At 61.2% G+C, this 24,133-nt stretch carries 28 protein-coding genes and 1 pseudogene; 9 read left to right on the top strand and 20 right to left on the bottom strand.

The annotated features are described in order from the left end of the window. Positions 1-25 precede the first annotated feature (25 nt). A complete protein-coding gene (locus tag KO538_RS26030) occupies positions 26-1,666 on the top strand; it encodes a patatin-like phospholipase family protein (RefSeq protein WP_219330113.1) in 1,641 nt (546 codons plus the stop codon). A 70-nt stretch (positions 1,667-1,736) separates the two neighbouring features. Here KO538_RS26030 and KO538_RS26025 read toward each other — a convergent pair whose 3' ends face one another. The 5 genes from KO538_RS26025 to KO538_RS26005 all read right to left on the bottom strand — a co-directional run bounded on the left by KO538_RS26025 (position 1,737) and on the right by KO538_RS26005 (position 5,229). After that, positions 1,737-1,955, bottom strand: coding sequence for a hypothetical protein (locus tag KO538_RS26025; protein ID WP_034748958.1), 219 nt, complete (start codon positions 1,953-1,955; stop codon positions 1,737-1,739). A gap of 80 nt (positions 1,956-2,035) precedes the next feature. Further along, positions 2,036-2,617, bottom strand: a complete 582-nt coding sequence (locus KO538_RS26020) for a TerD family protein (protein WP_034748960.1) — start codon at positions 2,615-2,617, stop codon at positions 2,036-2,038. 39 nt (positions 2,618-2,656) lie between these two features. Further along, positions 2,657-3,352, bottom strand: a complete 696-nt coding sequence (locus KO538_RS26015) for a TIGR00266 family protein (protein ID WP_219330112.1) — start codon at positions 3,350-3,352, stop codon at positions 2,657-2,659. Between the two features lie 70 nt (positions 3,353-3,422). Further along, positions 3,423-3,998, bottom strand: a complete 576-nt coding sequence (locus KO538_RS26010) for a TerD family protein (protein ID WP_034748966.1) — start codon at positions 3,996-3,998, stop codon at positions 3,423-3,425. 148 nt (positions 3,999-4,146) lie between these two features. Then, positions 4,147-5,229, bottom strand: a complete 1,083-nt coding sequence (locus KO538_RS26005) for a DUF475 domain-containing protein (protein WP_034748969.1) — start codon at positions 5,227-5,229, stop codon at positions 4,147-4,149. 117 nt (positions 5,230-5,346) lie between these two features. Between KO538_RS26005 and nhaR the strand changes: the two genes are divergently transcribed. From nhaR to KO538_RS25985, 4 genes are all read left to right on the top strand, one after another. After that, positions 5,347-6,261 (top strand): transcriptional activator NhaR, encoded by a 915-nt coding sequence (nhaR, locus tag KO538_RS26000; RefSeq protein WP_070305709.1) that lies wholly within the window; start codon positions 5,347-5,349, stop codon positions 6,259-6,261. A gap of 123 nt (positions 6,262-6,384) precedes the next feature. Beyond that, the gene (locus KO538_RS25995; RefSeq protein WP_219330111.1) at positions 6,385-7,728 is read left to right on the top strand and encodes an MFS transporter; all 1,344 of its coding nucleotides are present in this window, start codon (positions 6,385-6,387) and stop codon (positions 7,726-7,728) included. 86 nt (positions 7,729-7,814) lie between these two features. Next, the gene (locus KO538_RS25990) at positions 7,815-8,492 is read left to right on the top strand and encodes a suppressor of fused domain protein (RefSeq protein ID WP_219330110.1); all 678 of its coding nucleotides are present in this window, start codon (positions 7,815-7,817) and stop codon (positions 8,490-8,492) included. A gap of 87 nt (positions 8,493-8,579) precedes the next feature. Continuing rightward, on the top strand, positions 8,580-9,920 hold the full coding sequence (locus tag KO538_RS25985; protein ID WP_034749482.1) for a hemolysin family protein: 1,341 nt from the start codon (positions 8,580-8,582) through the stop codon (positions 9,918-9,920). Here KO538_RS25985 and KO538_RS25980 read toward each other — a convergent pair whose 3' ends face one another. From KO538_RS25980 to KO538_RS25955, 6 genes are read right to left on the bottom strand one after another with little or no spacing between them, the layout of a single operon-like run. Then, on the bottom strand, positions 9,921-10,997 hold the full coding sequence (locus KO538_RS25980) for an AI-2E family transporter (RefSeq protein ID WP_034748981.1): 1,077 nt from the start codon (positions 10,995-10,997) through the stop codon (positions 9,921-9,923). Positions 10,998-11,039: 42 nt separating this feature from the next. Then, a complete protein-coding gene (locus KO538_RS25975) occupies positions 11,040-11,633 on the bottom strand; it encodes an SCO family protein (RefSeq protein ID WP_219330109.1) in 594 nt (197 codons plus the stop codon). After that, positions 11,630-12,529: a heme o synthase gene (gene cyoE / locus KO538_RS25970; RefSeq protein ID WP_072456871.1), complete on the bottom strand. Its 900-nt coding sequence runs from the start codon at positions 12,527-12,529 to the stop codon at positions 11,630-11,632. Before cyoE ends, KO538_RS25975 begins: the two co-directional genes overlap by 4 nt. Beyond that, positions 12,530-13,699 (bottom strand): heme A synthase, encoded by a 1,170-nt coding sequence (locus tag KO538_RS25965; RefSeq protein WP_219330147.1) that lies wholly within the window; start codon positions 13,697-13,699, stop codon positions 12,530-12,532. A gap of 18 nt (positions 13,700-13,717) precedes the next feature. Further along, positions 13,718-14,347: a cytochrome C oxidase subunit I gene (locus tag KO538_RS25960; protein WP_219330108.1), complete on the bottom strand. Its 630-nt coding sequence runs from the start codon at positions 14,345-14,347 to the stop codon at positions 13,718-13,720. Beyond that, complete coding sequence (locus tag KO538_RS25955; protein ID WP_374106889.1) at positions 14,328-15,032, bottom strand: SURF1 family protein; 705 nt, start codon at positions 15,030-15,032, stop codon at positions 14,328-14,330. The genes KO538_RS25960 and KO538_RS25955 overlap by 20 nt, the downstream gene beginning before the upstream one ends. A gap of 78 nt (positions 15,033-15,110) precedes the next feature. On the opposite strand from KO538_RS25955, the gene KO538_RS25950 reads away from it, so the two are divergent. Beyond that, positions 15,111-15,311, top strand: coding sequence for a twin transmembrane helix small protein (locus KO538_RS25950; protein WP_034748996.1), 201 nt, complete (start codon positions 15,111-15,113; stop codon positions 15,309-15,311). Positions 15,312-15,510: 199 nt separating this feature from the next. Here KO538_RS25950 and KO538_RS25945 read toward each other — a convergent pair whose 3' ends face one another. From KO538_RS25945 to coxB, 6 genes are read right to left on the bottom strand one after another with little or no spacing between them, the layout of a single operon-like run. Next, positions 15,511-16,371, bottom strand: coding sequence for a cytochrome c oxidase subunit 3 (locus tag KO538_RS25945; RefSeq protein ID WP_070305721.1), 861 nt, complete (start codon positions 16,369-16,371; stop codon positions 15,511-15,513). Between the two features lie 40 nt (positions 16,372-16,411). Then, complete coding sequence (locus KO538_RS25940; RefSeq protein WP_034749002.1) at positions 16,412-16,618, bottom strand: DUF2970 domain-containing protein; 207 nt, start codon at positions 16,616-16,618, stop codon at positions 16,412-16,414. A gap of 9 nt (positions 16,619-16,627) precedes the next feature. Further along, the gene (locus tag KO538_RS25935; RefSeq protein ID WP_083293044.1) at positions 16,628-17,200 is read right to left on the bottom strand and encodes a cytochrome c oxidase assembly protein; all 573 of its coding nucleotides are present in this window, start codon (positions 17,198-17,200) and stop codon (positions 16,628-16,630) included. A gap of 1 nt (position 17,201) precedes the next feature. Further along, complete coding sequence (locus KO538_RS25930) at positions 17,202-17,318, bottom strand: cytochrome oxidase small assembly protein (protein WP_217494662.1); 117 nt, start codon at positions 17,316-17,318, stop codon at positions 17,202-17,204. A gap of 51 nt (positions 17,319-17,369) precedes the next feature. Then, positions 17,370-18,974, bottom strand: coding sequence for a cytochrome c oxidase subunit I (gene ctaD / locus KO538_RS25925; protein WP_219330106.1), 1,605 nt, complete (start codon positions 18,972-18,974; stop codon positions 17,370-17,372). 13 nt (positions 18,975-18,987) lie between these two features. After that, entirely contained in the window at positions 18,988-20,196 is a 1,209-nt protein-coding gene (gene coxB / locus KO538_RS25920) for a cytochrome c oxidase subunit II (RefSeq protein WP_072456862.1), read from the bottom strand. 79 nt (positions 20,197-20,275) lie between these two features. Here coxB and KO538_RS25915 point away from each other — a divergent pair, with 79 nt between their 5' ends. After that, positions 20,276-20,503, top strand: a complete 228-nt coding sequence (locus KO538_RS25915) for a hypothetical protein (protein ID WP_128141319.1) — start codon at positions 20,276-20,278, stop codon at positions 20,501-20,503. Positions 20,504-20,662: 159 nt separating this feature from the next. Here KO538_RS25915 and KO538_RS25910 read toward each other — a convergent pair whose 3' ends face one another. Continuing rightward, entirely contained in the window at positions 20,663-21,586 is a 924-nt protein-coding gene (locus KO538_RS25910; RefSeq protein WP_034749015.1) for a methyltransferase domain-containing protein, read from the bottom strand. Between the two features lie 57 nt (positions 21,587-21,643). Here KO538_RS25910 and KO538_RS25905 point away from each other — a divergent pair, with 57 nt between their 5' ends. Continuing rightward, the gene (locus KO538_RS25905; protein WP_219330105.1) at positions 21,644-22,405 is read left to right on the top strand and encodes a ComF family protein; all 762 of its coding nucleotides are present in this window, start codon (positions 21,644-21,646) and stop codon (positions 22,403-22,405) included. A gap of 24 nt (positions 22,406-22,429) precedes the next feature. Continuing rightward, positions 22,430-22,900 carry a tRNA (uridine(34)/cytosine(34)/5-carboxymethylaminomethyluridine(34)-2'-O)-methyltransferase TrmL gene (gene trmL / locus KO538_RS25900; protein WP_092716941.1) on the top strand — a complete coding sequence of 157 codons (471 nt, stop codon included), beginning with the start codon at positions 22,430-22,432 and terminating at the stop codon, positions 22,898-22,900. Between the two features lie 113 nt (positions 22,901-23,013). Here trmL and KO538_RS25895 read toward each other — a convergent pair whose 3' ends face one another. Next, positions 23,014-23,763, bottom strand: coding sequence for a hypothetical protein (locus KO538_RS25895; protein WP_219330104.1), 750 nt, complete (start codon positions 23,761-23,763; stop codon positions 23,014-23,016). Between the two features lie 16 nt (positions 23,764-23,779). Then, positions 23,780-24,133 (bottom strand): annotated as a pseudogene (locus tag KO538_RS25890) (hypothetical protein); the annotation flags it as partial.

Raw genomic sequence — 24,133 nt, 5'->3', positions numbered from 1 at the left:
GCACAGATCACGCATGAATCCACGCTTGTTTGCACCATTTGTCATCGTTGCGCTGCTGAGCGGTTGCACCGTACTCGCCCTGCGCCCCAACAGCGGCGTCGAAAACCGCATGTTCACCGTGCAGGAAGCCCCGCGCCTGCGCATCGATGCGCCCAAGGCGCGCATCCAGAACCCCATGCCCAACGACCACTTCATCGGCATCGCCCTGTCCGGCGGAGGCAGCCGCGCGGCCAATTTCTCGGCCGCCTCGCTGGAGCAGCTGGAACAGTTCGGCCTCGTCAGCGGTGCCTCGGCCATCTCCGGCGTGTCGGGCGGCGCCATCGCGGGCGGCTACTATGCGCTGCATGGCAAGCAAACGGATTGGCCCTTGCTGCGCAGCAAACTGAAAACGGATTTCTTCGGCCAGACCATTTTGAAACCGGCCAACCTGACGACGATGTTGTTGACGAACAAGACGCGTACCTCGTTCCTGTCCGACGTGTTTGACGATGTGCTGTACGACAAGAAAACCTACGAGGACTTGCCGCACGACGGCCCCATCTTCCTGGCCAACGCGACGGACGCCACCGATGGCGGCAAGCGCGTGGTGTTTTCCTATGAGTATTTTTACGGCACCCTGCATTCGCCGATTCAGGATATCCGCCTGGCCACGGCCGTGGCCACTTCGGCCGCCTTTCCCGGCGTGTTCGATTCCGTCACCTTCGAGCGTTTCCGCCCGAAAAACACCTTCGTGCCGGAGCTCGGTTCCGAGTCGCGCGAATCGCCGTCGTACGTGCACCTGTTCGATGGCGGCGCGGCCGACAACCTGGGCGTGGAAACCCTGTGGGACGTGGCCCTGACGCAGCTGTACGGCAACGACATGGCCGTCGTGCCGCCGCGTTTGAACAGCAAGCCCTTCATCCTCATTTCCATCGACGCCAACGCGCCCAATTCCAGCGCCGTCTTCGAAAAGATGTCGGACGAGCGCCAGCCGCTGGACCGCATCTTCAACAAGAATATCTACGACGCCGTCGACGCCCTGTTTTCGCGCCAGCGCAAGGAAAACCTCGTCAAGATGGGTTTTGGGCAAGCCCGCTTCGATACCATCACGCATGAAAACTTTGGCGACCTGAGCCAGAAATTCGTCAAGGGCAAGCGTACCTCGGCCTTTGCCATCCCCGTGCTGTGCCGCCCCCATCTGGGCCAGTACCGCTGCGAAGTCGATGCGGCCGATCCCTTGCCGGGCCAGATCCGTACGCGGCTGGAAGGCTTTGCCTGGCATATTTCCATCGACCAGATCGCCTCGCTGGCGCTGCGCCTGGCCAGCGGCGATGCGCAAGTCGACAGTGCCCGCAAGGAAGAACGCGCCGCCCTCGTCAAGCTGCAACGCCTGGCCACGCAGACGAAAACCCATCTGAAGCTGACGGGCCCGGAAAATTGCAGCCCGGAAGTGCTGCAATCGGCGCTGTACAGCGCGGCGCGTGTGCTGATCCTCGACGACGAGGAATCGCGCTTCGCCCTGTGCGACTACATGCTGGCGGGCCAGCTGATCAATGACGACACCGTCTGCAAGCAGCGCTATGTGCACGCTGTACCCCGCTTTGCCATCGAAAGCGAAGATTTGCAGTACCGCAACCTGAGTTCGGACGGCAATTCCGTGAACGTGCCGATACGCTGCAAGAAGTGAGCGGGCACGAAAAAGCCCGCACGATCACTCGTGCGGGCTTTAGCGCAAGGATTCCAAGCGCCCGGTTGATTTAGATCAACCGACTACGCCTGCGCATGTAGCTGCGGCTTAACGCACCTTCCAGTTCCTGCTCCGATTTATGCTGGTTCACCGTGTACAGGGCCCACAGGGCCGCCGGCACCCAGCCGATCACAGTGCACTGCAAGATCAAGGCGGCGGCACCGGCCAGCGGGCGCCCCAGCATGAAAAACGTGAGACACGGAAGTAGCAAGGCTATCAGCAATCGCATCACGACATACTCTCCTTCAAAATAGAGCAGCGGACAAGGGCCGGTATCCGGTCCGTCCCCCGCCCGCTGCGTACTGCTCCTTATAGATGCACGGCAATTTGCGGCATCAGGTCGTCAAACGTGCGACCGTTGCCGTTTTCGCCGATGGCGTGCATCTTCCATTCGCCGTTATGGCGGTACAGCTTGGCCATGATCTGTGCCGTGTGGGTACCTTGCACAGACAGGTTGAAACGCGCGACTTCCTGGTTATTGCTGGCATTCAAGATGCGGCAATAGGCGTTTTCCACCTGCGAGAAGTTCTGGCCAGTAAAGCTGTTGACGGTAAAGACCAGGCTTTTCACGTGCGCCGGCACTTTCGACAGATCGACATTGATCTGTTCGTCGTCGCCATCGCCCGCGCCCGTGCGGTTGTCGCCCGTGTGGACAATGCTGCCGTCCTTGCTTTTCAGCTGGCGGAACCAGACGATGTCGGACGTGCTCTTGTTTTCATCGAACATGACGCACGACGCGTCCAGGTCGACGGCTTCCGTCTTCGAACCGAAACCGAGGAAACCCTTGGTCTTGGCCGCATCCCAGCCCAGGCCCATGGTGATACGGGTCAGGGTGGTACCAGCTTCTTTGTCCAGAGAAATCTTCTGGCCCTTGCTCAAATTGACAGACATACGCATAGCTCCTGTTTGCTTGGTTACATCAAATATTAGTTACGCCGGCTTGCTTTGGGTCCAGGCGAGGAAGGCCGCGCGGTTGCGCGAGCACACGAGGATTTTTCCCGTGCCTGAAAACTTCAATACCATGCCCTCGCCGCTGGTCTGGCTATTGATCAGGTTACCCAGAAAGCCGCCACTGCTGCCGGTCGTCATGGAAATTTCGTATTGCAGGCGGTTGTCCCAGCACACGACGTGCGAGTTATCGATCACCACGTCCTTGCCAGGCGTCACTTCCAGTATCGACATCGCGCCAAAACCGGACACCGCCAACTGGCCGCTGCCTGCCGTCTCGGTAATGAAAAAACCACCGCTCTGGGCAAACAGCGCGTTGCCAAGGCTCTGCGTGCGCACCTTCAATTCCACGCCAGCACTGGCCGCCACGAAGGCGCCGTCGCTGATCATGTATTGTTGGGCACCCACCTCGAGCACCCGCATCGCACCAGGCAGAGTCGGCGACAGCAGACAGTCGCCGTCGCCCCGCATGGCTTCGATATGCTGCTGAAAGAACGATTCCCCGTTGGCAAAGGTGCGCATCAGCGCGGCGCCTATGCCGCCAGTCATCTTGCCTTTCAGCTCAAGATTGGTTTCCATCATCACCATCGCATTGGATTCGCAATAAATCTTCTCACCCTTGGCAAGCGACACATGCAGGAACGGGTCGACGTCCCCGGTAATATTGAAAACTGGCATACCTGTTCCTTCCTCAACTCAGTAATGATGGGGGCGGTCCATACAGCGGACCGCCTTGACTGCTTACAACTTATACGCCGACGCCGAACGACGCTGCGAGTGGGCCCAGGCCGCCCTTGTAGCCCTGGCCGATGGCCTTGAATTTCCAATCGGCGCCATTGCGGTAGATTTCGCCGAAGACCATCGCCGTTTCGGCCGAGCCGTCTTCCGACAGGTCGAAGCGGGCGATTTCCGTGTTGCCGTTGGCATTCACGCAGCGTACGTACGCCTTCGATACCATACCAAAGTTTTGCTTGCGCGCTTCGGCATCGTGAATCGTGACGCAGACGGCGATCTTGTCGATCTCGGCTGGCACCGTGGCCAGGTCGACCATGACGGTTTCATCATCGCCATCGCCGGCGCCCGTGGTGTTGTCGCCCGAGTGGGTGACGGAGCCGTCGCTCGATTTCAGGTTGTTGTAGAAAATCATGTCGACGTCGGCGCGTACCTTGCCGTCGGCCTTCAACAGGAATACGGAACCGTCGATGTCGAACGCGGCGCCATCGGTGGCGCGGGCATCCCAGCCCAGGCCGATGATCATCTTCGAGATGCCAGGAGCTTCTTTGCTCAGGTTGACGTTGCCGCCTTTTTGCAGACTGATTGCCATGATGTATTTCTCCTATGTGAAATAAAAGTCCAGCGAATAATTAACTTGCAAAACACCTGGCGCCCTCCACCGGCCCGACTCCCAAGGCCGGCGGCGGCGCTTGCTGCATCACGCTGGCAAACGGGTGTAGACGTTTGCCGCGTATCTCTTACGCCTTGGCTGCTGCTTCCAGCTCAGGCTGTTTATCTTCCGTGCCTTCCAGCAAGGCCATGCGTCGCTTGTAACGGATCGACGACCACAGCGAGGCGAGAATGAAGGCCACGCCGATCAGACCCGTGAAGATCTCGGGAATGTGGAACTTCATGCTGACCAACATGATCACGGCCAGGATACCGATCGCATAGTGCGCGCCGTGCTCCAGATAAACAAACTCGTCGAGCGTACCCTTGCGCACCAGGAACACCGTCATCGAACGCACGAACATCGCGCCGATAGCCAGGCCCAGCATGATGATCACGACATCCTTGGTGATGGCAAACGCGCCGATCACGCCGTCAAAGCTGAACGAAGCATCGAGCACTTCCAGATACAGGAAGCCGCCAATACCGCCGCGCTTGACGATGTCGCCCATGTTGCCGTCGCCGTTATCGCCTTCCAGCAAGCCACTGATCACATCGACGCCCACATAGGTCAGGATACCCCACAGGCCGGCCGTCAGGACCACCAGTTTCTGGCCTTCTTCGATCATCGACAGGCTGGCCATCAGGGTGCCCAGCGCGATCATCACGGAAATCGACGATACCTTGCCCAGCGCGCCCAGTTTTTCTTCAATACGGCCCAGCCAGTGCGTTTCTTTTTCGTCGTCCAGCAGGAAGTTCAGGAACACCAGCAGCAGGAAGATGCCGCCGAAAGCCGCCACTTCCGCATGGTGATTCGTCAGGTGCATCGAGTACTGTTCAGGATTGCTCAGTGCCAGATTCCAGACTTCCATCAAGCCCAGGTCCGCCGCTTGCGCCACGATGACCAGCGGGAACAGCAAACGCATGCCGAAGACGGCGATGATGATGCCGACGCCCAGGAACAGGCCCTGCCAGAACTTGTCCCAGTTCTTCAGCACCGAGGCGTTGACCACCGCATTGTCGAACGACAGCGAGACTTCCATCACGCCCAGGATCACCGCGATACCGAGCGCCGCGAGCATCGTCTGCACGCCACCGTGCGTGTAACCCCACCAGGCGGAAATGCCCAGGCAGATAAATGTCACTAGAAATGACACTCTGAAATGTTTCATCGATAGTTCCCCTTTATCCAAATTCAATGGAACGTAGTATAGGGACGTGTGACACATTTAAAAATAGAAGATAATGGAAGTATTACTTCGTAAAAACAGAAGATAGAGGATGCAGCGATGAAAACCACGGGCTTCAATTACCGCCATTTGTACTTCTTTTGGGTGGTCGCCAAGGAAGGCGGCGTGACGCGCGCGGCTGAACGGCTGGGACTGGCCGTGCAAACCATCAGCACGCAGCTGGCTCTGCTGGAAAAGGAATTGGGCAAATCCCTGCTGCAGCCGCAGGGACGACGCTTGGTGCCGACGGAAGCGGGCCGCCTGGCGCTCGGCTATGCGGACCAGATTTTCCTGCTGGGCGAACAGATGCAGGACGCGCTGGCCGATGCGGACGCGGAAAAGATGCGCCTGACGGTGGGCATTTCCGATTCCCTGCCGAAACTGATGGCGTACCGCATGCTCGACGCCACGCGCAGCCTGGACCAGCCCATCAAACTCGTGTGCCTGGAAGATGAATTCGAATCTCTGCTGGCCGACTTGGCCCTGCACAAGCTGGACCTGGTGCTGACGGACCGCGCCGTGCCGGCCGGCGCCAGCCTGCGCGTGTCCAGCCACCTGTGGGGCGAGAGCGCCATGAAGCTGTTCGGCATCCCCGCGCTGGCCGAACAATACCGCGACAATTTCCCGCACAGCCTGCACGGCGCGCCATTCCTGCTGCCCGCGCGCAACAACGCCTTGCGCGGGCGCATCGACGAATGGATGGTGCAGCAGGGCGTGCGCCCGGACGTGGTCGGCGAATTCGAGGACAACGCCATGCTCAACGCGTTTGGCCGCAAGGGCCTGGGCCTGTTCTTCGCGTCCGCCAGCCTGGCGGCCGATATCGAGGAGCAATTCGGCGCCGTGCTGGTCGGCGACGCCTCGTCCCTGCGCGAACAGTTTTACGTCATCTCGAACGAGCGCAAGATCATGCACCCGGCGCTCGACGTGATCCTGGCGGCCATCCAGGGGACGACAAAGATTCACAAGGAAACCTGATAAATCCATTCGAAAATAACGTTTGAATAATCAATCAAAAGCGATTGTAATAAAGCCTGAGACAAACACGCGCCCAGCCCTCGCCGGAAGGGTGCGATCACCATAAAAAACAGGAGCGGCACCATGTCCACGGCAGGCAAGACGATCGATATTCCCGATCTCATCAATAACAACAAGATCGGCTCCTTCCAGATCGGCATGCTGATCCTGTGCGGGCTGTGCGTCATCATGGATGGCTTCGACGTGCAGGCGATGGGCTATGTGGCCCCGGCCATCATTGCCGACTGGCACGTGAGCAAAGCCAACCTGGGCCCCGTGTTTGGCGCGGGCTTGCTGGGCATGCTGGTCGGCTCGCTCGTGTTCAGCATCACGGCCGACAAATTCGGCCGCCGTCCCGTGCTGATCGGCTCGACCATCTTCTTTTCGCTGTGCATGCTGGTCACGCCGCTGGCAACGACCATCGAACAATTGCAGCTGATCCGTTTCATCACGGGACTGGGCCTGGGCGCCGTGATGCCGAACGCCATGGCGCTGGCCGGCGAATACAGCCCCCTGCGCAAGAAAGTCACGCTGATGATGCTGGTCTCGTGCGGCTTTACCCTGGGCGCCGTGCTCGGTGGTTTATTGTCCGCCGCGCTGATTCCCGCCTTCGGCTGGCAATCCGTGTTTTACGTGGGCGGCGTCGTGCCGTTGATCATCGGCGTGCTGATGTTCTTCCTGCTGCCGGAATCGATGCAATTCCTCGTGCTCAAGAAACGCAAGCTGGACAAGGTCGCCAAGTGGCTCAAACGCATCGATCCGACGGTAACCATCACGGCCGACACGCAATACCTCGTGCATGAGAAGGAACACAAGGGCGCGCCCGTGCTGCAATTGTTTACGGGCGGCCGCGCCAAGATGACGATACTGCTGTGGGTCATCAACTTCATGAACTTGCTGAACCTGTATTTCCTGTCGAACTGGCTGCCGACCATCGCCAAGGAAGCGGGCCTGTCGACGGCCAACGCCGTGCTGGCCGGCACGGCCCTGCAAGTGGGCGGCACCATCGGCACCCTCGTCATGGGCCAGCTGATCGACCGCTCGAGCTTCCGCCGCATCCTGCTGCCGTGCTTCCTGGTCGCCGCCGTGGCCATTGCCCTGATCGGCCGTCCGGACGTGTCGCTGGCCTTCCTGTTCATCACGATTTTCATCGCCGGTTTTTGCGTGGTGGGCGGCCAGCCTGCCGTCAACGCCCTGGCGGCCAGCTACTACCCGACCACCCTGCGCTCGACGGGCATCGGCTGGAGCCTGGGCATCGGGCGCATCGGCTCCATCATCGGCCCCGTGCTCGGTGGCGAGCTGATCCGCCTGAACTGGCCGAACAGCACGATCTTCCTCGTCGTCGCCATTCCCGCCATCGTCTCGGCCGTCATGGTCTTTGCCATGCGCGGCGGGCCGCAAACGGCCCCCGCCAAGGTAACGGCCTGAGGCCGGCGCATCGGCCAGTTGAACCGTACGCCGTCATAAAGTTGCATGTTTTATACTCAAATGCTCATCCATTTCAGTGAACCGACATGACCAACATTAGCAATGACGGCGCCGCAAGCAGCCTTCTGGAAACAGCCTGGGCCCAGCGCGAAGAAACGCTCTATACAGCCCTGTTCGGGGACCTGGGACCGGGCATCTACCCGCTCGACCTGTCCCTGTTCGAACAGCTGTTCAACTGCACGCAAGTCGACCCGCGCTGGCTGCATATCGGCGTGTTCGAATGCCCGCCGACGCCCGAGCGGCCGCACTGGGTCTACGTATCGTCGGGCCTGTCCAACCCATGGGACGACGAACCCGATGCGGAGGAAGAGTGGACGGGACTGGGCCGCGAACTGCTGCTGGAGTGCCCGCAACAGTCGCCATGGGCGCTGGCGCTGGTGCGCAGGTTCGCCGCGTATCAGATGCTGCTGGCGGCTGGCCGCTTCGGTGACCAGGAACCGCTGGACGTCTGGGACCGCATGTCCGTTGGCGGCCCCATCGATGGCCAGCAGTCCGCGCTGAGCGCCATCATCATGGTGCCCAGCAAACATTACCCGGAAGAATATGCACTGGTCTCGGGAAAATTTGCCTTCCTGCAGATTATCGGGCTCAGCGCTGCCGAGCTGGCGCATGGCCGCGCGCACGACTTCGAGGACTTGCTGCAGACGCTGGGCGACCAGGGCGCCGCGCCGCTGGTCGACGCCGCACGCCGCAGCATCGTGTAAAACCGCAGGGCCGATTCGCCGGAAATTAGGATACTGCGCCCTTCGTCGTTTAAGATGACGTTTTACCAGCCCATCTTCAGCGCCCCCATGCACAATGTCTTGCTAGTCCTGCTCGCCCTCTTCCTGGTCGCGCTGAACGGTTTTTTTGTTGCCGCCGAGTTTGGCATCGTCACATTGCGGCGCACGCGCATCCGCGCCATCGCCAAGACGCAGGGACTGCGGGGCCGCATCCTGGCCAAGGTGCATGGCCAGCTGGACGCCTATCTGTCCGCCTGCCAGCTGGGCATCACCCTCGCGTCGCTGGGCCTGGGCTGGGTCGGCGAACCGGCGTTCGCCGGCCTGCTCGAGCCGCTGTTCGGCGCCATCGGCGTCACCTCGCAAGAGCTGATCCATGGCGTCTCCTTCGTCGTCGCCTTCAGCGTGATTTCCTTCCTGCACATCGTCGTGGGCGAACTGGCGCCCAAATCGATGGCCATCCGCAACCCGGAAGCCGTCGGCCTGTGGAGCGCGATTCCCCTGTATGGTTTCTACTGGACCATGTACCCGGCCATCTACCTGCTCAACGCCAGCGCCAACTGGGTGCTGCGCCTGGCGGGCCTGTCCGGCAAGGGCGGCCACGACGCCCATTACTCGTCCGAAGAACTGAAACTGATCCTGCGCACCAGCCAGCCCGGCGAAAAGTTTACGCGCGACGAGCGCAACATCCTGGCGCAGTCGCTCGATTTCGAACAGATGACGGTGTCGGACCTGATGCGCCCGATCAATGAAGTGATCGCCCTGCACGCGTCGAATACCCTGGAAGAAAACCTCGACACGGTGCTGCGCAACCGCTTCAGCCGCTACCCGTATTTCGACACGAATGAAGACGACGTGCTCGGTGTCGTGCACCTCAAGGATCTGTTCTTTGCCCAGCAGGCGGGCAAGCCGATCACCTCGCTCACGCCGTTCCTGCGTCCCGTGGACATCATTTCCGCGCGCACGCCGGCACTGGAACTGTTCCGGCGCTTTCGCGACGGCGCCCCGCACTTCGCCCTGATCGGCGAAAAAGGCAAACGCCCGCTGGGTTTCATCACCCTGGATAACTTGCTCGGCGCCATGGTCGGCGAAATCCGCGATGAATTCCGCCGCAATGAAAACGACTGGCTCAAGCAGAGCGACGGCACCCTGATCGGCAAGGCCAGCCTGCCGATCTTCTCGCTCGAACGCATCCTAGGCATCGATATCGAAAACGAGGAACTGGGGCTGGACGACGTGGAATCGGTGGGCGGCTTGATCATGGTCAAGCTCGGCGACATTCCGAAGCAGGGCCAGCGCATCACCTTTGTCGACTTCGACATCGTCGTCAAGAAGATGAACGGGCCCCGCATCGTGCTCATTAAAGTGATCCCGAAGCAGGAGCGCGATCTGGATGCGGATTTAAGAGATTAACTACTTCTTGCTCGTCAGGGTATCTTTGCCCTGCGGCACGGTGGTCTCGCCTACCGTCCACGTTTGCAGCAAGCTGTACAGCACGGCCAGCAGGGTCGGCCCGATAAAGATGCCGACGAAGCCGAAGGCCAGCACGCCGCCCAGCACACCGAGCAGCACAAGCAAAAACGGCAGGCTGCTGCCGCGGCTGATCAGCATGGGTTTCACCACGTTATCCACGCCGCTGATCAGCAAGCCTCCCCACACCAGCATAAAGATGCCCCAGCCCGTCTGGCCGTCATTGAACAGCCAGATGGCCGCGCCGCCCCAGATCAAGGGCGGTCCCACGGGGATCAGCGAAAAGATAAAGGTGGCCACGCCCAAGAGGGCCACGGCCGGCACGCCGGCGATCAGAAAACCCACCACGGCCACCAGCGCTTGCGCCAGCGCCGTGCCCAGCAAGCCGTACATGACACCGCGCACGGTGCGGCTGATGGTCAGGCCCACGCCCGGCGCGCTGTCGCCGATGATGCGGCCGGCGCCTGTCATCAGGGCGCGGCTCAGCTGCTGGCCGTCGCGGTAGAGGAAGAAGCTGACGAACACGGCCAGGCTGGTCTGTGCCAGGCCCGTACCCAGCAGGATGCCGCCGGAAGCGAGGAAGTGGCGCGCCGGTTCCAGCATCGTCTTGCCTAAATTGAGTAATTCCTCGCGGTCAGCGAGCAGGCGATCCACGTAGCCGGCGATGGTTTCGCCCACCACGGGAATGCTGGCCAGCCAAGCCGGTGGATGCAGGCTGCCCGTTTCCAGCGCGGCGCGCAACTGTTCATAGATGCGCGACACATTGTCGGCCAGGTTGTAGGTGACGAGGGCCAGCGGCAGCACGATGACGAGCAGCAGCGACAGGGTCATGATGGCGGCCGCCCAGTTGCGCCGGCCTTTCAGGCGTTCGAGCAGCAGCAAGTACAAAGGCCAGCTGGAAATGCCCACGCAGGCGGCAAACAGCATGGCAGCGAGGAAGGGCCGCAAGACGAAAAAGCAGCCGATCAACAGGAAGATGATGGCTGCCAGGCGGGCGTGGGGCTCGAAACGTTTGTCCATGTACTGCATGTCCTGAAGATGGCGCCTAGCGGCGCGACCGGATCAGGATAGCAGAAGTTTAAGATCGTGCGCGATGGCGGCGGGCTTTTCGCCGTGGCGCACGAACAGGCGGATCTTGCCGTCGCGGTCGAACACATAGGTGCCGGCCGTGTGGTCGACCGTGTAGCTGCTGTCCGTCTCGCCCTCGACCTTGGCGTAATACACCTTGAATTCCTTGGCCACCTTGGCCGTCGCGGCCGCGTCGCCATACAGGCCGACGAAACGCTTGTCGAAGGCCGGCACATATTGCGCCAGCAATTCCTGCGTATCGCGCTCGGGGTCGACGGTGACGAACAGTACTTGCACTTTATCCGCCTGCGGGCCCATCTCCCGCATCACCTGGGCCATATCGGCCATGGTGGTGGGGCACACGTCCGGACATTGCGTATAGCCGAAGAACACCAGCACCAGCTTGCCCTTGTAGTCGGCCAGGGTGCGCGGATGGCCCGTGTGGTCCGTCAGCGCGAACTCGCGCGCATAGCCGAGGCCCGTCACGTCCGTGTTCTTGAATGCCAGCTTGGTCGCGGCAGGCTTGCCGCAGCCGGCCAGGACGGCGACCAGCGCGGCCGCCAACAACAGGGTCAGGTATTTTTTCATGTGCCGATAGGAATGTAGTGGTCAACCAGCAAGGCCGCGAACAGCAAGGCCAGGTAGATGATGGAAAACGTAAACGCCTTGCGCGCGATCAAGTCCGTGTAATGGCGGTACATCTTCCACGCGTAATACAGGAAGCCGGCGTTGAGCACCACGGCCGAAGCCAGGTAGATCAGGCCGCTCATGCGCACGGCGTACGGCAGCAAGGTGGTGGCGGCCAGCGCGATCGAATACAGCCAGACGTGAAATTGCGTGAATTGCATGCCGTGCGTGACGGGCAGCATGGGCAGGCCCGAGCGCGCGTAATCGTCGCGGCGGTACATGGCCAGGGCCCAGAAATGCGGCGGCGTCCACACAAAAATGATCAGGACCAGCAGCCAGGCCTGCATCGGCACGTCGTTGGCGACGGCCGCCCAGCCCAGCGCGGGCGGCATGGCGCCGGACAGGCCGCCGATGACGATGTTTTGCGGCGTGGCCGGTTTGAGCACCATGGTATAGATCAGCGCATAGCCGACAAAGGTGACAAAGGTCAGCCACATGGTCAGCGGATTGACGAGGTGATACAGAATCGCCATGCCCAGGCCGCCGATCACCAGCGCGAACACCACCGTCTGTTTTACCGTGATGTCGCCCATGGCCATCGGACGGCGCGCCGTGCGGGCCATCCGCGCATCGATCTCGCGCTCGGCCAGGCAATTGACGGCAAACGCGGCGCCGGCCAGCAGCCAGATGCCGATGGTGCCGAACACCACCGCGTGCCAGTCCGGCAACTCCTCGCTGGCCAGGAACATGCCGATGACGGCGCAAAACACGGCCAGTTGCGTCACGCGGGGCTTGGTCAGCGCCCAATATTGGGCGATGCGGGGGGATGGTTTACGGCTGATGGTCTGAGTAGTCATTTATGCGATACGGGAAGGACTGGCTGGTGCCGAGGGCACTGGCGCGGAGGCGGAAGCAGATTTCCGCGCTACATCGAGTTGGAATTTAGCCTTGTAGTTTAACATGGTCAGCAATAACACGAGCAGCGCCGCCCCGCCGTTATGCAGGACGGCAATCGACAATGGCCAGCTCAGGTAGATCGTCGCCAGCCCCGTGGCCGCCTGCAGAACCAGCACCAGCGCCACCCAGCGTGCCGTGCCGCGCAAGGACGGCAGTTTCCACGCGCGAAACACCGTATAGCCGATGCCAGCCAGCACGATGAAGGCGAAATTGCGGTGCACCCAGTGGATGGCCGTCAGCGCGGAAAATGGCAAGTAATGGCCGGCGGCCGTCTTGCCCAGCTCGCGCCACAGATGGAAACCATGCTCGAAATCCATTTCCGGAATGACCTTGCCGCCGCACAGGGGGAAATCCGTGCAGGCCAGGGTGGCGTAGTTGGTGCTCACCCAGCCGCCCAGCGCGATCTGCACCGTCAACAGCACGAGCGACATGACGGCCAGCGCGCGCACGGGGCGCAGCACGGCAGCGTCCGCATCGGCGCGCAGCAAGGGTTGGACGGCATGGTCCTGGCGCCCGCCCAGCCATGTCAGCATGGCCAGCAAGCCCATGCCCAGCAGCAAGTGGATGGTGACGATCACGGGCTGCAGTTTCAAGGTCACGGTCCAGGCGCCGAACGCGCCCTGCAGGCAGACGAACAGGAACAGCGCCGTGGGCAGCGCGGGTGCAAATTCCTCGCGTTTGCTTTTCTTCCACTGGCGCCACGCCTGCACCATCATCGCCACGATCAAGACGCCTATGGCCATGGCCAGGTAGCGGTGGGTCATTTCGATCCAGGCCTTGACCACCGTCACGGGGCCCGTCGGCATCAGGGTTTCCGCCGCCACGATGTGCTCGTGCGCCAGGAAAGGATTGGCCGAGCCATAGCAGCCGGGCCAGTCCGGGCAGCCGAGGCCGGAATCGGACAGGCGCGTAAAACCGCCAAACATGATCAGGTCGACCGTCAAAAAGACGGCGATCCACACGAGCTTGCGGTATTTATTGGCGTCCGCGGACACCCAGACCATGGTCAGCGGCAGCAGCGCCACCAGCAGACCCGTCAAGCCCAGCTGGGCCAGCGCGGAGAGATGCATCGTTGGCATGCAGACCCCTCAACCGATCGCCGAAGCTTTGAGCAGCTTGGCGATGTCTTTCTTGATCTTGTTCGGGTCCGCGTCTTTCGGGAAGCGCATCATCAGATTGCCCAGCGGATCGATCAGGTAGAAATGGTCGCTGGTCTTGCCGCCCGGCTCCACGGGCAGCCACGCTTTCAGGGCGTCGTTATTGACCCGCAGCATGCTGGTGCCGTCGAATTCGCGCATCACGAGCGTATCGAGCGGCTGGGCATCCGTCACCAGCCAGACCCGTTCCAGGCGTTCGCGTTCCTTGCCCTGCATGAGGCGCAGTTGTTGCATGTCAAACAATTGCTTCTTGCATGCTTCCTGGCAATCGGACGGCCCTGTCTGCAGCAGCACCCACTTGCCCTTGAATTGCGCCAGCGGCGACGCCTTGCCGTCCAGTTCCGTCACCTGCAGTTGCACCTCGGGTATCGGGTACAAACGCGGGTCGATCAGGGCGCCATAGTTGTTGCGGCCCGTGGGCTTGATGATGTAATACGTGAAATACGAGGCAATGATGGGAAACGCGCACACGGCCACGACGGCCAGCAGTTTCCAGCGTCCCGTATTTTGTGCCTGTTTATTGCTGCTGTCTTGCGTTGCTTCAGGGTTGTTTGTTTGCACGTCGAAATCCTGTAAAGACAAAAAATAGAAAAGCCATCAGTGCCAGTGCGTACCACTGGAATGCATAGCCGCGGTGCTTGTCGGCGCCCAGGTCCGGCGCCGGCCAGTCGCGCACGGGAAGCTGGCTGGACGCTGGCGCCGCTGCTGGGTCGACTGTTTGTTCGAGAATGAATGGCTGCAAGGCCAGGCCACTGGCCTGGGCCAGCTGGCCGATATCGGCATTTTGCACGATGGCGTGCGGCGCCAGGGCCGGCGCCGTACCCAGCTCCATCACATGGCCCGCGTTCAGGCGCGCGATGCCGGAAATCGTCACCGTGCCGGCCGGTGTCGAGTAGTCGGGAATGCGCGTACGCTCGGCATTGTTGCGCGGCAGCCAGCCTTGCGCCACGAGAACGTGCATGGCTGAACCGTCGATCCGGAATGGCGTGAGCACGTGAAAACCGGCCTGGCCCTTGTAGGGGCGGTTGTCCAGGTACACCGTCCAGGCGGGCACGAAATGGCCCGTGACGGTGATCCTGCGATATTCGATCGCTTGCGCGTCGCTCGGCAACATGGGGGCGGCCGTCAATGCCAGGGGCGCGGCCTGGTTGCCCGCCTCGAGCCTGGCGGCGCGCGCGACTTTCTCGTCGCCACGGCGCTGCTGCCATTGCGCCAGCGACACGCCCAGGGCCACCAGTAGCAGCATTACAACAAATGGAATCCATCTAAAATGGAAGCGGATACGCATTACAATGAAACCTCCTCAAGCCTGGCGCTACCATCCATGAAAATCCTCGTTGCCATCGCCTTCATCCTGATCCTGGGCAGCCTGGGCTCGGCCCTGTTCTTCCTCATGCGCGACAAGGGCAAGAGCAACCGCACCGTGCAGGCGCTGGCCCTGCGCGTGGGCTTGTCGATCACTCTGTTCCTGCTGATCCTGCTGGCGCACAAGCTCGGCTATATACAGCCGACGGGGATACATTAAATGCTGGGGTCTGTCCCTGCGGGATCGGAATCCGCCCCATTGGGGCGAATTCCCCCGGCAGGGACTGACCCCGGTGCTAACGACGTTGCTTGGTTAGCAAAATTCTTAAACTAAGAAAAAAGCCGTACCCAGGATGTCCCGGTACGGCTTTTTTTATGGTGCCGGCGCACGCATCAACGACGCGTGCCCTGCCCCGCCATTATAACCAATACACGACCACGTACAGGCCCAGCCAGACGACGTCGACAAAGTGCCAGTACCAGGCGGCGCCTTCGAAACCGAAGTGGTGTTCCGGCGTGAAGTGGCCTTTCAGCACGCGGTACAGGATGACGGACAGCATGATGGCGCCCAGGGTCACGTGGAAGCCGTGGAAGCCCGTCAGCATGAAGAAGGTGGCGCCGTAGATGCCGGACGTCAATTTCAAGTTCAGTTCGCTGTAGGCATGCATGTATTCGTAGACCTGGAAGCCCATGAAGATGGCGCCCAGCAAGATCGTGGCGAACAGGAACAGGGCCGTCATGCCGCGGTGGCCGGCGCGCAGCGCGTGGTGCGAGATGGTCAGGGTGACGCCCGACAGCAGCAGCAAGGCCGTATTGATGGTTGGAATCCAGAACGGCGTCATGGTGGTGAATTCCTGCACCGTGCCGGCCGGGCCCGTATTGCCCCACTGGGCGGCGAAATCGGGCCAGATCACCTTGTGGTCGAGGTCGGCCAGCCATGGCATCGAGATGCTGCGCGCATAGAACAGGGCGCCGAAGAAGGCGGCGAAAAACATGACTTCGGAAAAGATGAACCAGCTCATGCTCCAGCGGAACGAATGGTCGATGCGCTCGCTGTACAGGCCCTGCTCGGACTCGCTGATGGCGTCGCCGAACCAGAAATACAGCACCAGCAGGATGCCAGCCAGGCCCAGGTAATTGACGTACGGGCCCCAGGAGACGTCGTTGACCCAGGCCGAGGCGCCGATCATGGTCAGCAGCAGGCTGGCGCCGCCCAGCATGGGCCAGCGCGACGGGCCGGGCACGAAATAATAGGGTACGGCGGCGTGGTTGGAACTCATCATCATCTCCTCAAAAACTTATAGGGTGGTTTTTTATAATTTATAAAACGACGAATTTAACAATTGAAATCAGGATGCCGATCAGGCAAGCCACCACCAGGAAGCCGGCGATGACGATGTGCACGGGATTGAGCTTGGCCGAATCCGTGTCGAAATCGCTCTTGCGGCGCAAGCCCGTGAACGACCACACGACGGCCCGCAGCGAATACAGGAACGACGCTTTTTCAGGCTGCTTGGATTCGCCCATGCCACTCTCCTATTGGACGGCCGGCGTCTGAGCCTGGCTCAGACCGGCAATCTCGAAAAACGTGTACGACAGCGTGATGGTTTTGACCTCTTTCGGCAGGGCCGGATCGAGGAAGAACACCACCGGCATCTGCCGCGCTTCCTTGGCCTTCAGGGTCTGCTGCTTGAAGCAGAAGCATTCGACCTTCTTGAAATGCGGCGTGGCGCTCTGCGGCGCGTAGCTGGGGATGGCTTGCGCGTTGACGACGCGGTTTTGCGTATTGACCACTTCGTACATGACGGTCACCAGTTCGCCCGGATGCACCTGCATGCTCGAGACGGTCGGGCGGAAGCGCCATGGCCCCTGCGCATTGCCGTCGAACTCGACGGTGATGCTGCGCGTCGTGTCGACCTGCGTATTGTTGTCGTAAGCCACCGTGCCATCTTTTTGCGTCAGCACGTTGATGCCCATCACTTCGCAAATCTGCTTGTAGACGGGAATCAGGGCATAGCCAAAACCGAACATCAGCACGGCAATGACAAGCAGCTTGCCCAGCATCTTGCGGTTCAGGCCGCGTGTTTCCTGTTGATGGGGCGTCGTCACGTCAGAGCCACATGCGCTTGACGAACACGGACAGGAAGAAGAAGGCCGCCAGGCCCCCCAGTATCAGTCCGGTACGCAGGTTGTTCGGTTTTTTACGCTCAGTTTTCACTTCGGTCATGACAGGCACTTTATTCAAGACGGGCCGCGCAACACGCCGGCCCGGGATACCTTATTTCACGGTCGGCGGCGTTTCAAACGTGTGGAAAGGCGCCGGGCTCGGCACGGTCCACTCCAGGCCTTCCGCGCCTTCCCATGGTTTCGCTGGCGCAGCCTTGCCGCCGCGGATGGTCGGCAAGACCACGAAGAACAGGAAGTACACCTGCATTAGGCCAAAACCGAAGCCGCCGATCGAAGCGATCATGTTGAAGTCCGTGAACTGCGCCGGATAGTCGGCGTAGCGGCGCGGCATGCCGGCCAGGCCCAGGAAGTGCATCGGGAAGAAGGTCACGTTGAACGTGATCAGGGACAGCCAGAAGTGGATCTTGCCGCGCGTCTCGTTGTACATATGGCCCGTCCATTTCGGCGACCAGTAGTAGAAACCGGCGAACAGGGCAAACAGCGAACCGGCCACCAGCACGTAGTGGAAATGCGCCACCACATAATAGGTATCCTGCAACTGGATGTCGATCGGCGTGACGGCCAGGATCAGGCCCGTGAAGCCGCCCATGGTAAACACGAAGATGAAGCCGACCGAGAACAGCATCGGCGTCTCGAACGTCATGGAACCCTTCCACATCGTGGCGATCCAGTTGAACACTTTCACGCCCGTCGGCACGGCGATCAGCATGGTCGCGTACATGAAGAACAGCTGGCTCGTCACCGGCATGCCGGTGGTAAACATGTGATGCGCCCATACGATGAAGGACAGAATCGCGATGGACGCCGTGGCGTACACCATCGAGGCGTAGCCGAACAAAGGCTTGCGGGCAAACGCGGGCAGGATCTGCGAGACGATGCCGAAGGCCGGCAGAATCATGATGTAGACCTCGGGGTGGCCGAAGAACCAGAAGATGTGCTGGTACATGACGGGGTCGCCGCCGCCTGCCGCGTTAAAGAACGAGGTGCCGAAATGGCGGTCCGTCAGCGTCATGGTGATGGCGCCGGCCAGCACGGGCATGACGGCGATCAGCAGATACGCGGTAATGAGCCAGGTCCAGCAGAACATCGGCATTTTCATCAGGGTCATGCCCGGTGCGCGCATGTTCAGGATGGTGACGATGATGTTGATCGAGCCCATGATGGACGAAGCGCCCATCAGGTGCATGGCGAAAATCGCCATGTCCATGCCGGGGCCCATCTGCGTCGACAGCGGCGCATACAGGGTCCAGCCGGCAGCCGTGGCGCCGCCAGGCACGAGGAAGGACGTGGCCAGCAGCAGCGCGGCCGGCGGCAGCAGCCAGAACGAGAAGTTGTTCATGCGGGCAAACGCCATGTCGGAAGCGCCCACTTGCAGCGGGATCATCCAGTTGGCGTAGCCGACGAAAGCCGGCATGATGGCGCCAAACACCATCACCAGGCCGTGCATGGTGGTCAGTTGATTAAAAAATTCAGGGTGGAAAAATTGCAGGCCTGGGTGAAACAGTTCCGTACGAATCATCAGGGCCAGCACGCCGCCCGACAGCAGCATGATGAACGAGAACCACAGGTACAGGGTACCGATATCTTTATGATTGGTGGCAAACAGCCAGCGGCGGTAGCCAGTGGGATGATCGTGGGCATGGTCGTGATCGTGACCGGCGTGGTCCAAGGTGCTAGTGCTCGTGCTAGTACTCATATGCGGCTCCTAATTACTTGCGTGCAGCCACGATTTCGGCTGGTTGAACGATGTTCTCTGCGGCCTTGTTCGACCAGGAATTGCGCGTGTAAGTGATCACTGCGGCAATTTCCGTGTCGGACAGCTGTTTCCAGGCTGGCATTTCAGCGGGATACTTGCCGCTCTTTTGCCCGTTCAGCAAAACGTGGATCTGATCCGCTTTCGGACCGTTCACCACGGCCGAGCCGTCCAGCGGCGCAAACGCACCGGGCACGCCCTTGCCTGTCGCCTGATGGCAGACCACGCAGTTGGCCGCATACACTTTCTCGCCCTTGACCTTCAATTCGTCAATGGTCCACACCTTGCTTGGATCATCAGCCAATGCCGCCATTTCCTTTTGTTTTACATCAACCCAGGCCTTGTAGTCATCGGCTGATACGACCTTGACGACGATGGGCATGAACGCGTGTTCCTTGCCGCACAGTTCAGCGCAATTGCCGCGGAAGGTACCGATATGGTCGGACTTGAACCAGGTGTCGCGCACGAAGCCGGGAATCGCATCCTGCTTGACGCCAAAGGCGGGCACGGACCAGGCGTGAATGACGTCGTTGGCTGTCAGCACCACGCGGATTTTCTTGTTGACCGGCACGACGACTTCGTTATCGACTTCGATCAGGTAATTTTCACCGCGTTTTTCCGTCGGCGGCGCGCCTGGCGCACCCACTTGCGAGCGCGGCGTGGCCAGGTTGGAGAGGAAGGAAATGCCTTCGCCCTCGCCTTTCAGGTAGTCATAGCCCCACTTCCACTGCATGCCCGTGGCCTTGATGGTGATGTCGGCGTTCGAGGTATCCTTCATGCCGACGACGGTGCGCGTGGCAGGCAGGGCCATGCCGATGACGATCAGGAAAGGCACGACGGTCCAGGCGATCTCGACGGTAGTGCTTTCGTGGAAAGTGGCCGGTTTGTGGCCCAGGGACTTGCGGTGCTTGAAGATGGAATAAAACATGACGCCGAACACGGCCACGAAGATCACCAGGCAGATGATCATCATCAGGGTGTGCAAATCGTAGATTTCATGGGCGATCTGTGTCGCCGGCGGTTGCAGATTCATTTCGAACGGCACGGGACCGCCGGTGCCGGGATAGGTGCCGGCAGCCGGTGCCGCCGTGGCCCATCGCCCGATGCCAAACGCTGTCAAAGACAGCCCGAGCAGCAACGATTGAAGTCGCTTTGCATGTGTCATGTTTTCCCCAACCACCCAAAAAATAATGATATTTTAAACGGCTGCGGACTTCTCCGTACTGGACCGCTGCCGCTCCTCCATGAAAGCAACACGGCCAGAATGTGGCCATGTGCGTCAAGCACCAGCGAATTCCATGCTGGCTGCCGCAGCAAAAACGGCGGCGCGCAACCATGCTGGAACCCTGTTTTTCTTCCCCACATCGAAATGGCCTCGTGTGGAAGATGGTTACTATACTAATGCAGTAACTTCGAATTCGTCTCGCTTTGTTTTTTTTATTTTGTATGCAGCCCTTGTTTTTTCTACTTAACAAGCTGACAAACAATCAACGATTATAATCAAGTAAACTTGAATCCATCAAGCAATAATCGGCTTTGTGCGCGCCCTTCTCCCGGCCGCCGCGCGCTTTGCAACGCTTGCTGCAACATTAACGCGCGGATGCCGACCAAGTGTCGGTTTCTTTACGCTTTTATTTGGGTTTGCGCGGCAAGTCAAATCGAATGATGGCTTCCCCGTTGCGCGTCACGCGCGGTGCGGGACGGAAGGCGTGGCCATAGATCACCTCGAAACTCAGGCCCAGCTTGCCATCGGGGCGGCGCGTTTTTTCCAGCGCGGCCAGCATGCGCTGCCAGGCCGCCTTGCCCATCAGGCCGCGCCGGCGCGTGGTCAGCGGGTTGCCGCCAAAGGCGCGCACGTCCGCCAGCAGTTTTTCCGCCGTGTCGTAGGTCACCGTGATGATCTCCATATCCAGCACCGGCGTGGAAAAACCCGTCTCGACCAGCATGTCGCCAAAGTCGTGCATGTCGACAAAGGGCAAGGCGTGCGGATACAAGTCCGCCTCGGCAAAGGCGTCGCGCACTTCGCGGAAGGTGTCGGGACCGAAACAGGAAAACATCAGCAAGCCATCGAGGCGCAGCGCGCGCCGCCATTCGGCAAACACGCGGTCGGGCTGGGCATGCCAGTGCAGCGCCAGGTTGGACCACACGAGGTCGATGCTGCCCTGCGCCAGCGGCAAGTCGCCGAGGTCGCCGCACAATAAATCCACGCCCGCCTTGGCCGGCAAGAGTTTGCTGAGGAACTGGTTCAGGCTGGCCAGTTTCGACGCGGGCGCGCGCGCCGCCTGCATCATCGCTTGCGCTGCATCGAGACCGATAATCTGCGCGGCGGGATAATCCTTTTGCAGCTGCGCCAGGTCCGCGCCCGGACCGCAGCCGGCGTCAAGCACGCGGTGCGGCGTGATTTTCACCAGCTCCAGGCGCTCGTGCATGCGTGCCGACACTTCGCGGCGCAGGAAGTCCGATGGCGCAACGCGCGCCGGACGGGAAAAGAAATCGCGTACTTGCACCGCATCGATGGGCGCACTCATTTTGGGCGGACTGGTGGGAACTGGCATGTTGAATCGGGTGAGGTGAGATAATGTCGGCAGTGTACATGGAACGACGCCATCGCGATGCGAACCGCCAGCCGGCACCGCCTTGATGCCGCGTGGCAGGCGCTGCGGCTCTGGCTGGGCGCCACGCTGCTGCCGGCCCAATGCGCGCTGTGCGGCATGGGCTGCCCGCAAGTGCTGTGTTCGCCCTGCCGCGCGCAGTACCTGGGACAAGGACGCGGGCAACTGCGCCACCGTTGCCGCCAGTGCGCCAACCCGCTCGACGATGTGGCAACACTGTGCGGACGCTGTTTGCGCCAGCGGCCCGCGTATGACGCCACGATCACGGCGTTCGATTATGCGGCGCCCATCGACCAGTTGCTGCTGCAGCTGAAATTCGGCGCGCGCCTGGCGCTTGCGCCCCTGTTGGCAGAACTGCTGCACGTTGCCATTCAGCAACAACCAGAGTGGGAAGCGCCGCAGTTGCTGTGCCCAGTGCCTCTTGGCCCGGCCCGGCTGGCCGAGCGGGGTTTTAACCAGGCGCTGGAAATTGCCCGTCCGCTGGCGCGCCTGCTGGACGTAGCTTTACAGCCCCGCCTGGCGCTGCGGGTACGCGAAACCAGGGCGCAAAGCGGCGTGGCGCCGCAGGAACGGCAAGCCAACCTGGCGCACGCGTTCGCCATCGCGCCCGAACACGCACCGCTATTGCAAGGGTGTCATGTCGGCATCGTCGACGACGTGATGAGCAGCGGCCATACCGTCAACGCCCTGGCCGCCGCCTGCAAGAGCGAAGGCGCGGCCAGGGTCAGCATACTGGTGGTGGCGCGCACGCCGCCACGCTAGCATCACTTATATAAGGAGAGCATTTTGTTTCACGTTGTTTTGGTAGAACCTGAAATCCCGCCCAATACGGGTAACGTCATCCGCTTGTGCGCGAATACGGGTGCGCAGCTGCACCTGGTCGAACCGCTGGGCTTTCCGCTCGACGATGCCAAGATGAAGCGCGCCGGCCTCGATTACCACGATTACGCCAACATGAAGGTGCACAAGAATTGGGACGCGTTCCTGGCCGACACCCAGCCCGACCCATCCCGCATGTTCGCCATGACGACGCGCGGCTCGCGCCCGTTCGGCGACGTGGCCTTCCTGCCGGGCGACGTGTTCGTGTTCGGTTCGGAAACAAAAGGTCTGGACCCGGCCCTGCGCGACGGCTTTCCCGCCGAGCAACGCATCCGCCTGCCGATGCGACCGGACAACCGCAGTTTGAATCTGTCGAATACGGTGGCCGTGGTCGTGTATGAAGCGTGGCGCCAGCATGGCTACCAGGGCGGCGCGTAGGTCGGATTAGGCCCAAGGGGCCGTAATCCGACAACATTGTTGGCGTTAGTGGTGTTGTCGGATTACGCGGGGCTTTACCCCGCTAATCCGATCTACCCGTTTGCATACGGCGATCAGCGCAGCGCCAGCTGCGCGTCAACGCGCGTATCCACATCCAGCATCACCAGCTGCGTACGCAAGTCGCGCGTGGCGGCCAGCTTGCCGTTCACGTACAGATTCGTCCTGACGCCATACACGCCTTGCGATACGCCTTCTGGAAAGGTCAGCTGGAACGAGTTTTCAAAGCGCCCGCCCGATTTGTTGTTGCTGGCCAGGGCTTTCGAGCCGGACTTGAATGGCTGGCCTTGCGGGTCGAGCACCACCAGCTCTTCGCGCACGTCATTGACGCTTTGCGCGCTGCCATTGACCAGCTCCACCACGGAATTGACCTTGAACGGCTGGCCGCGCTTGACGGTCGACGCGCTCAGCTGCGGCGTGTACGACACCACTTGCGGCTCGCGCGGCAGCGCACCGCGCGTGCGGATGTAGTCGCGGTCCGCCTGCGCCGCCGTCTTGGTCTGGCGCGAATTGACATTGATGGCCAGGCAGCCAGCCGCCGCCAGGCCGCCGCCGATGGCCGCCCCCTTCAGCGCGCCATTCTTGCCGCCCGCCAGCGCACCCAGCAGCGCGCCCACGGCCGCGCCGGCAGCGGCCGACGTGCCCACGCTGCACGGGTCCTCATCCGTGGCCGCCTGGCTTCCACCTTGCGGATAGGAACCGTCCTGGCGCACGCCGTTCGGATTCATCGGCGCCGTGGCGCAGCCAGCCAGCATGGCCGCGATGGTCAGCGCAGCGGCGGCGCGCAAGGTGGTGTGATTCAGCATGGTGGCTCCCAGATAGCTAATTGATCGTTGTTTCCGTCTGCAGCACTTGCCGTTCACGCTCGCGGATGCGGCGCGACAGATTGTCGATGCGCGCATTGCCCGGATCGACGCGGCGCGCGCTTTCCAGATACGTCTTGGCCGCATCGAACTTGCCTTCCAGCAAAGAACGCTCGGCATCGCGCAAGAACGATTGCGCCATTTCGTTGCGCATGGCCGCGCCGCTATCGACGGGCGACGTTTCCAGCGGACGGCGTTCGGCCACCACTGAACGTTCGACCGCGCGCACGGGCGCCGGTTCCTGCTGTGGCGGCGCCGGGCCCGCAGCCGGGGGGGCACCCGGCGCCGGCGCGGGGGCCGCCGTAGCCGCCAG

Source organism: Janthinobacterium sp. NKUCC08_JDC (assembly GCF_019345575.1).
GTDB lineage: Bacteria > Pseudomonadota > Gammaproteobacteria > Burkholderiales > Burkholderiaceae_D > Janthinobacterium > Janthinobacterium aestuarii.
This window is presented reverse-complemented; position numbering and strand designations above follow the sequence as displayed.

Bases quoted from the DNA above. Each gene is read 5' to 3' on its own strand.
- KO538_RS25955 (WP_374106889.1), bottom strand. From the start codon at position 15,032: ATGCTGCTACTGGTGGCCCTGGGCGTGTCGCTGGCGCAATGGCAGCAG.
- KO538_RS25945 (WP_070305721.1), bottom strand. From the start codon at position 16,371: ATGAGTTCCAACCACGCCGCCGTACCCTATTATTTCGTGCCCGGCCCG.
- KO538_RS26025 (WP_034748958.1), bottom strand. From the start codon at position 1,955: ATGCGATTGCTGATAGCCTTGCTACTTCCGTGTCTCACGTTTTTCATG.
- KO538_RS26020 (WP_034748960.1), bottom strand. From the start codon at position 2,617: ATGTCTGTCAATTTGAGCAAGGGCCAGAAGATTTCTCTGGACAAAGAA.
- cyoE (WP_072456871.1), bottom strand. From the start codon at position 12,529: ATGACTACTCAGACCATCAGCCGTAAACCATCCCCCCGCATCGCCCAA.
- KO538_RS25950 (WP_034748996.1), top strand. From the start codon at position 15,111: ATGAAAATCCTCGTTGCCATCGCCTTCATCCTGATCCTGGGCAGCCTG.
- KO538_RS25990 (WP_219330110.1), top strand. From the start codon at position 7,815: ATGACCAACATTAGCAATGACGGCGCCGCAAGCAGCCTTCTGGAAACA.
- KO538_RS25985 (WP_034749482.1), top strand. From the start codon at position 8,580: ATGCACAATGTCTTGCTAGTCCTGCTCGCCCTCTTCCTGGTCGCGCTG.
- KO538_RS26015 (WP_219330112.1), bottom strand. From the start codon at position 3,352: ATGCCAGTTTTCAATATTACCGGGGACGTCGACCCGTTCCTGCATGTG.
- KO538_RS25975 (WP_219330109.1), bottom strand. From the start codon at position 11,633: ATGAAAAAATACCTGACCCTGTTGTTGGCGGCCGCGCTGGTCGCCGTC.
- KO538_RS25940 (WP_034749002.1), bottom strand. From the start codon at position 16,618: ATGGGCGAATCCAAGCAGCCTGAAAAAGCGTCGTTCCTGTATTCGCTG.
- KO538_RS25915 (WP_128141319.1), top strand. From the start codon at position 20,276: ATGAAAGCAACACGGCCAGAATGTGGCCATGTGCGTCAAGCACCAGCG.
- ctaD (WP_219330106.1), bottom strand. From the start codon at position 18,974: ATGAGTACTAGCACGAGCACTAGCACCTTGGACCACGCCGGTCACGAT.
- KO538_RS25895 (WP_219330104.1), bottom strand. From the start codon at position 23,763: ATGCTGAATCACACCACCTTGCGCGCCGCCGCTGCGCTGACCATCGCG.
- KO538_RS26010 (WP_034748966.1), bottom strand. From the start codon at position 3,998: ATGGCAATCAGTCTGCAAAAAGGCGGCAACGTCAACCTGAGCAAAGAA.
- KO538_RS26005 (WP_034748969.1), bottom strand. From the start codon at position 5,229: ATGAAACATTTCAGAGTGTCATTTCTAGTGACATTTATCTGCCTGGGC.
- KO538_RS25980 (WP_034748981.1), bottom strand. From the start codon at position 10,997: ATGGACAAACGTTTCGAGCCCCACGCCCGCCTGGCAGCCATCATCTTC.
- KO538_RS25910 (WP_034749015.1), bottom strand. From the start codon at position 21,586: ATGCCAGTTCCCACCAGTCCGCCCAAAATGAGTGCGCCCATCGATGCG.
- KO538_RS25995 (WP_219330111.1), top strand. From the start codon at position 6,385: ATGTCCACGGCAGGCAAGACGATCGATATTCCCGATCTCATCAATAAC.
- KO538_RS25930 (WP_217494662.1), bottom strand. From the start codon at position 17,318: ATGACCGAAGTGAAAACTGAGCGTAAAAAACCGAACAACCTGCGTACC.
- KO538_RS25965 (WP_219330147.1), bottom strand. From the start codon at position 13,699: ATGCATCTCTCCGCGCTGGCCCAGCTGGGCTTGACGGGTCTGCTGGTG.
- nhaR (WP_070305709.1), top strand. From the start codon at position 5,347: ATGAAAACCACGGGCTTCAATTACCGCCATTTGTACTTCTTTTGGGTG.
- coxB (WP_072456862.1), bottom strand. From the start codon at position 20,196: ATGACACATGCAAAGCGACTTCAATCGTTGCTGCTCGGGCTGTCTTTG.
- KO538_RS25905 (WP_219330105.1), top strand. From the start codon at position 21,644: ATGCGAACCGCCAGCCGGCACCGCCTTGATGCCGCGTGGCAGGCGCTG.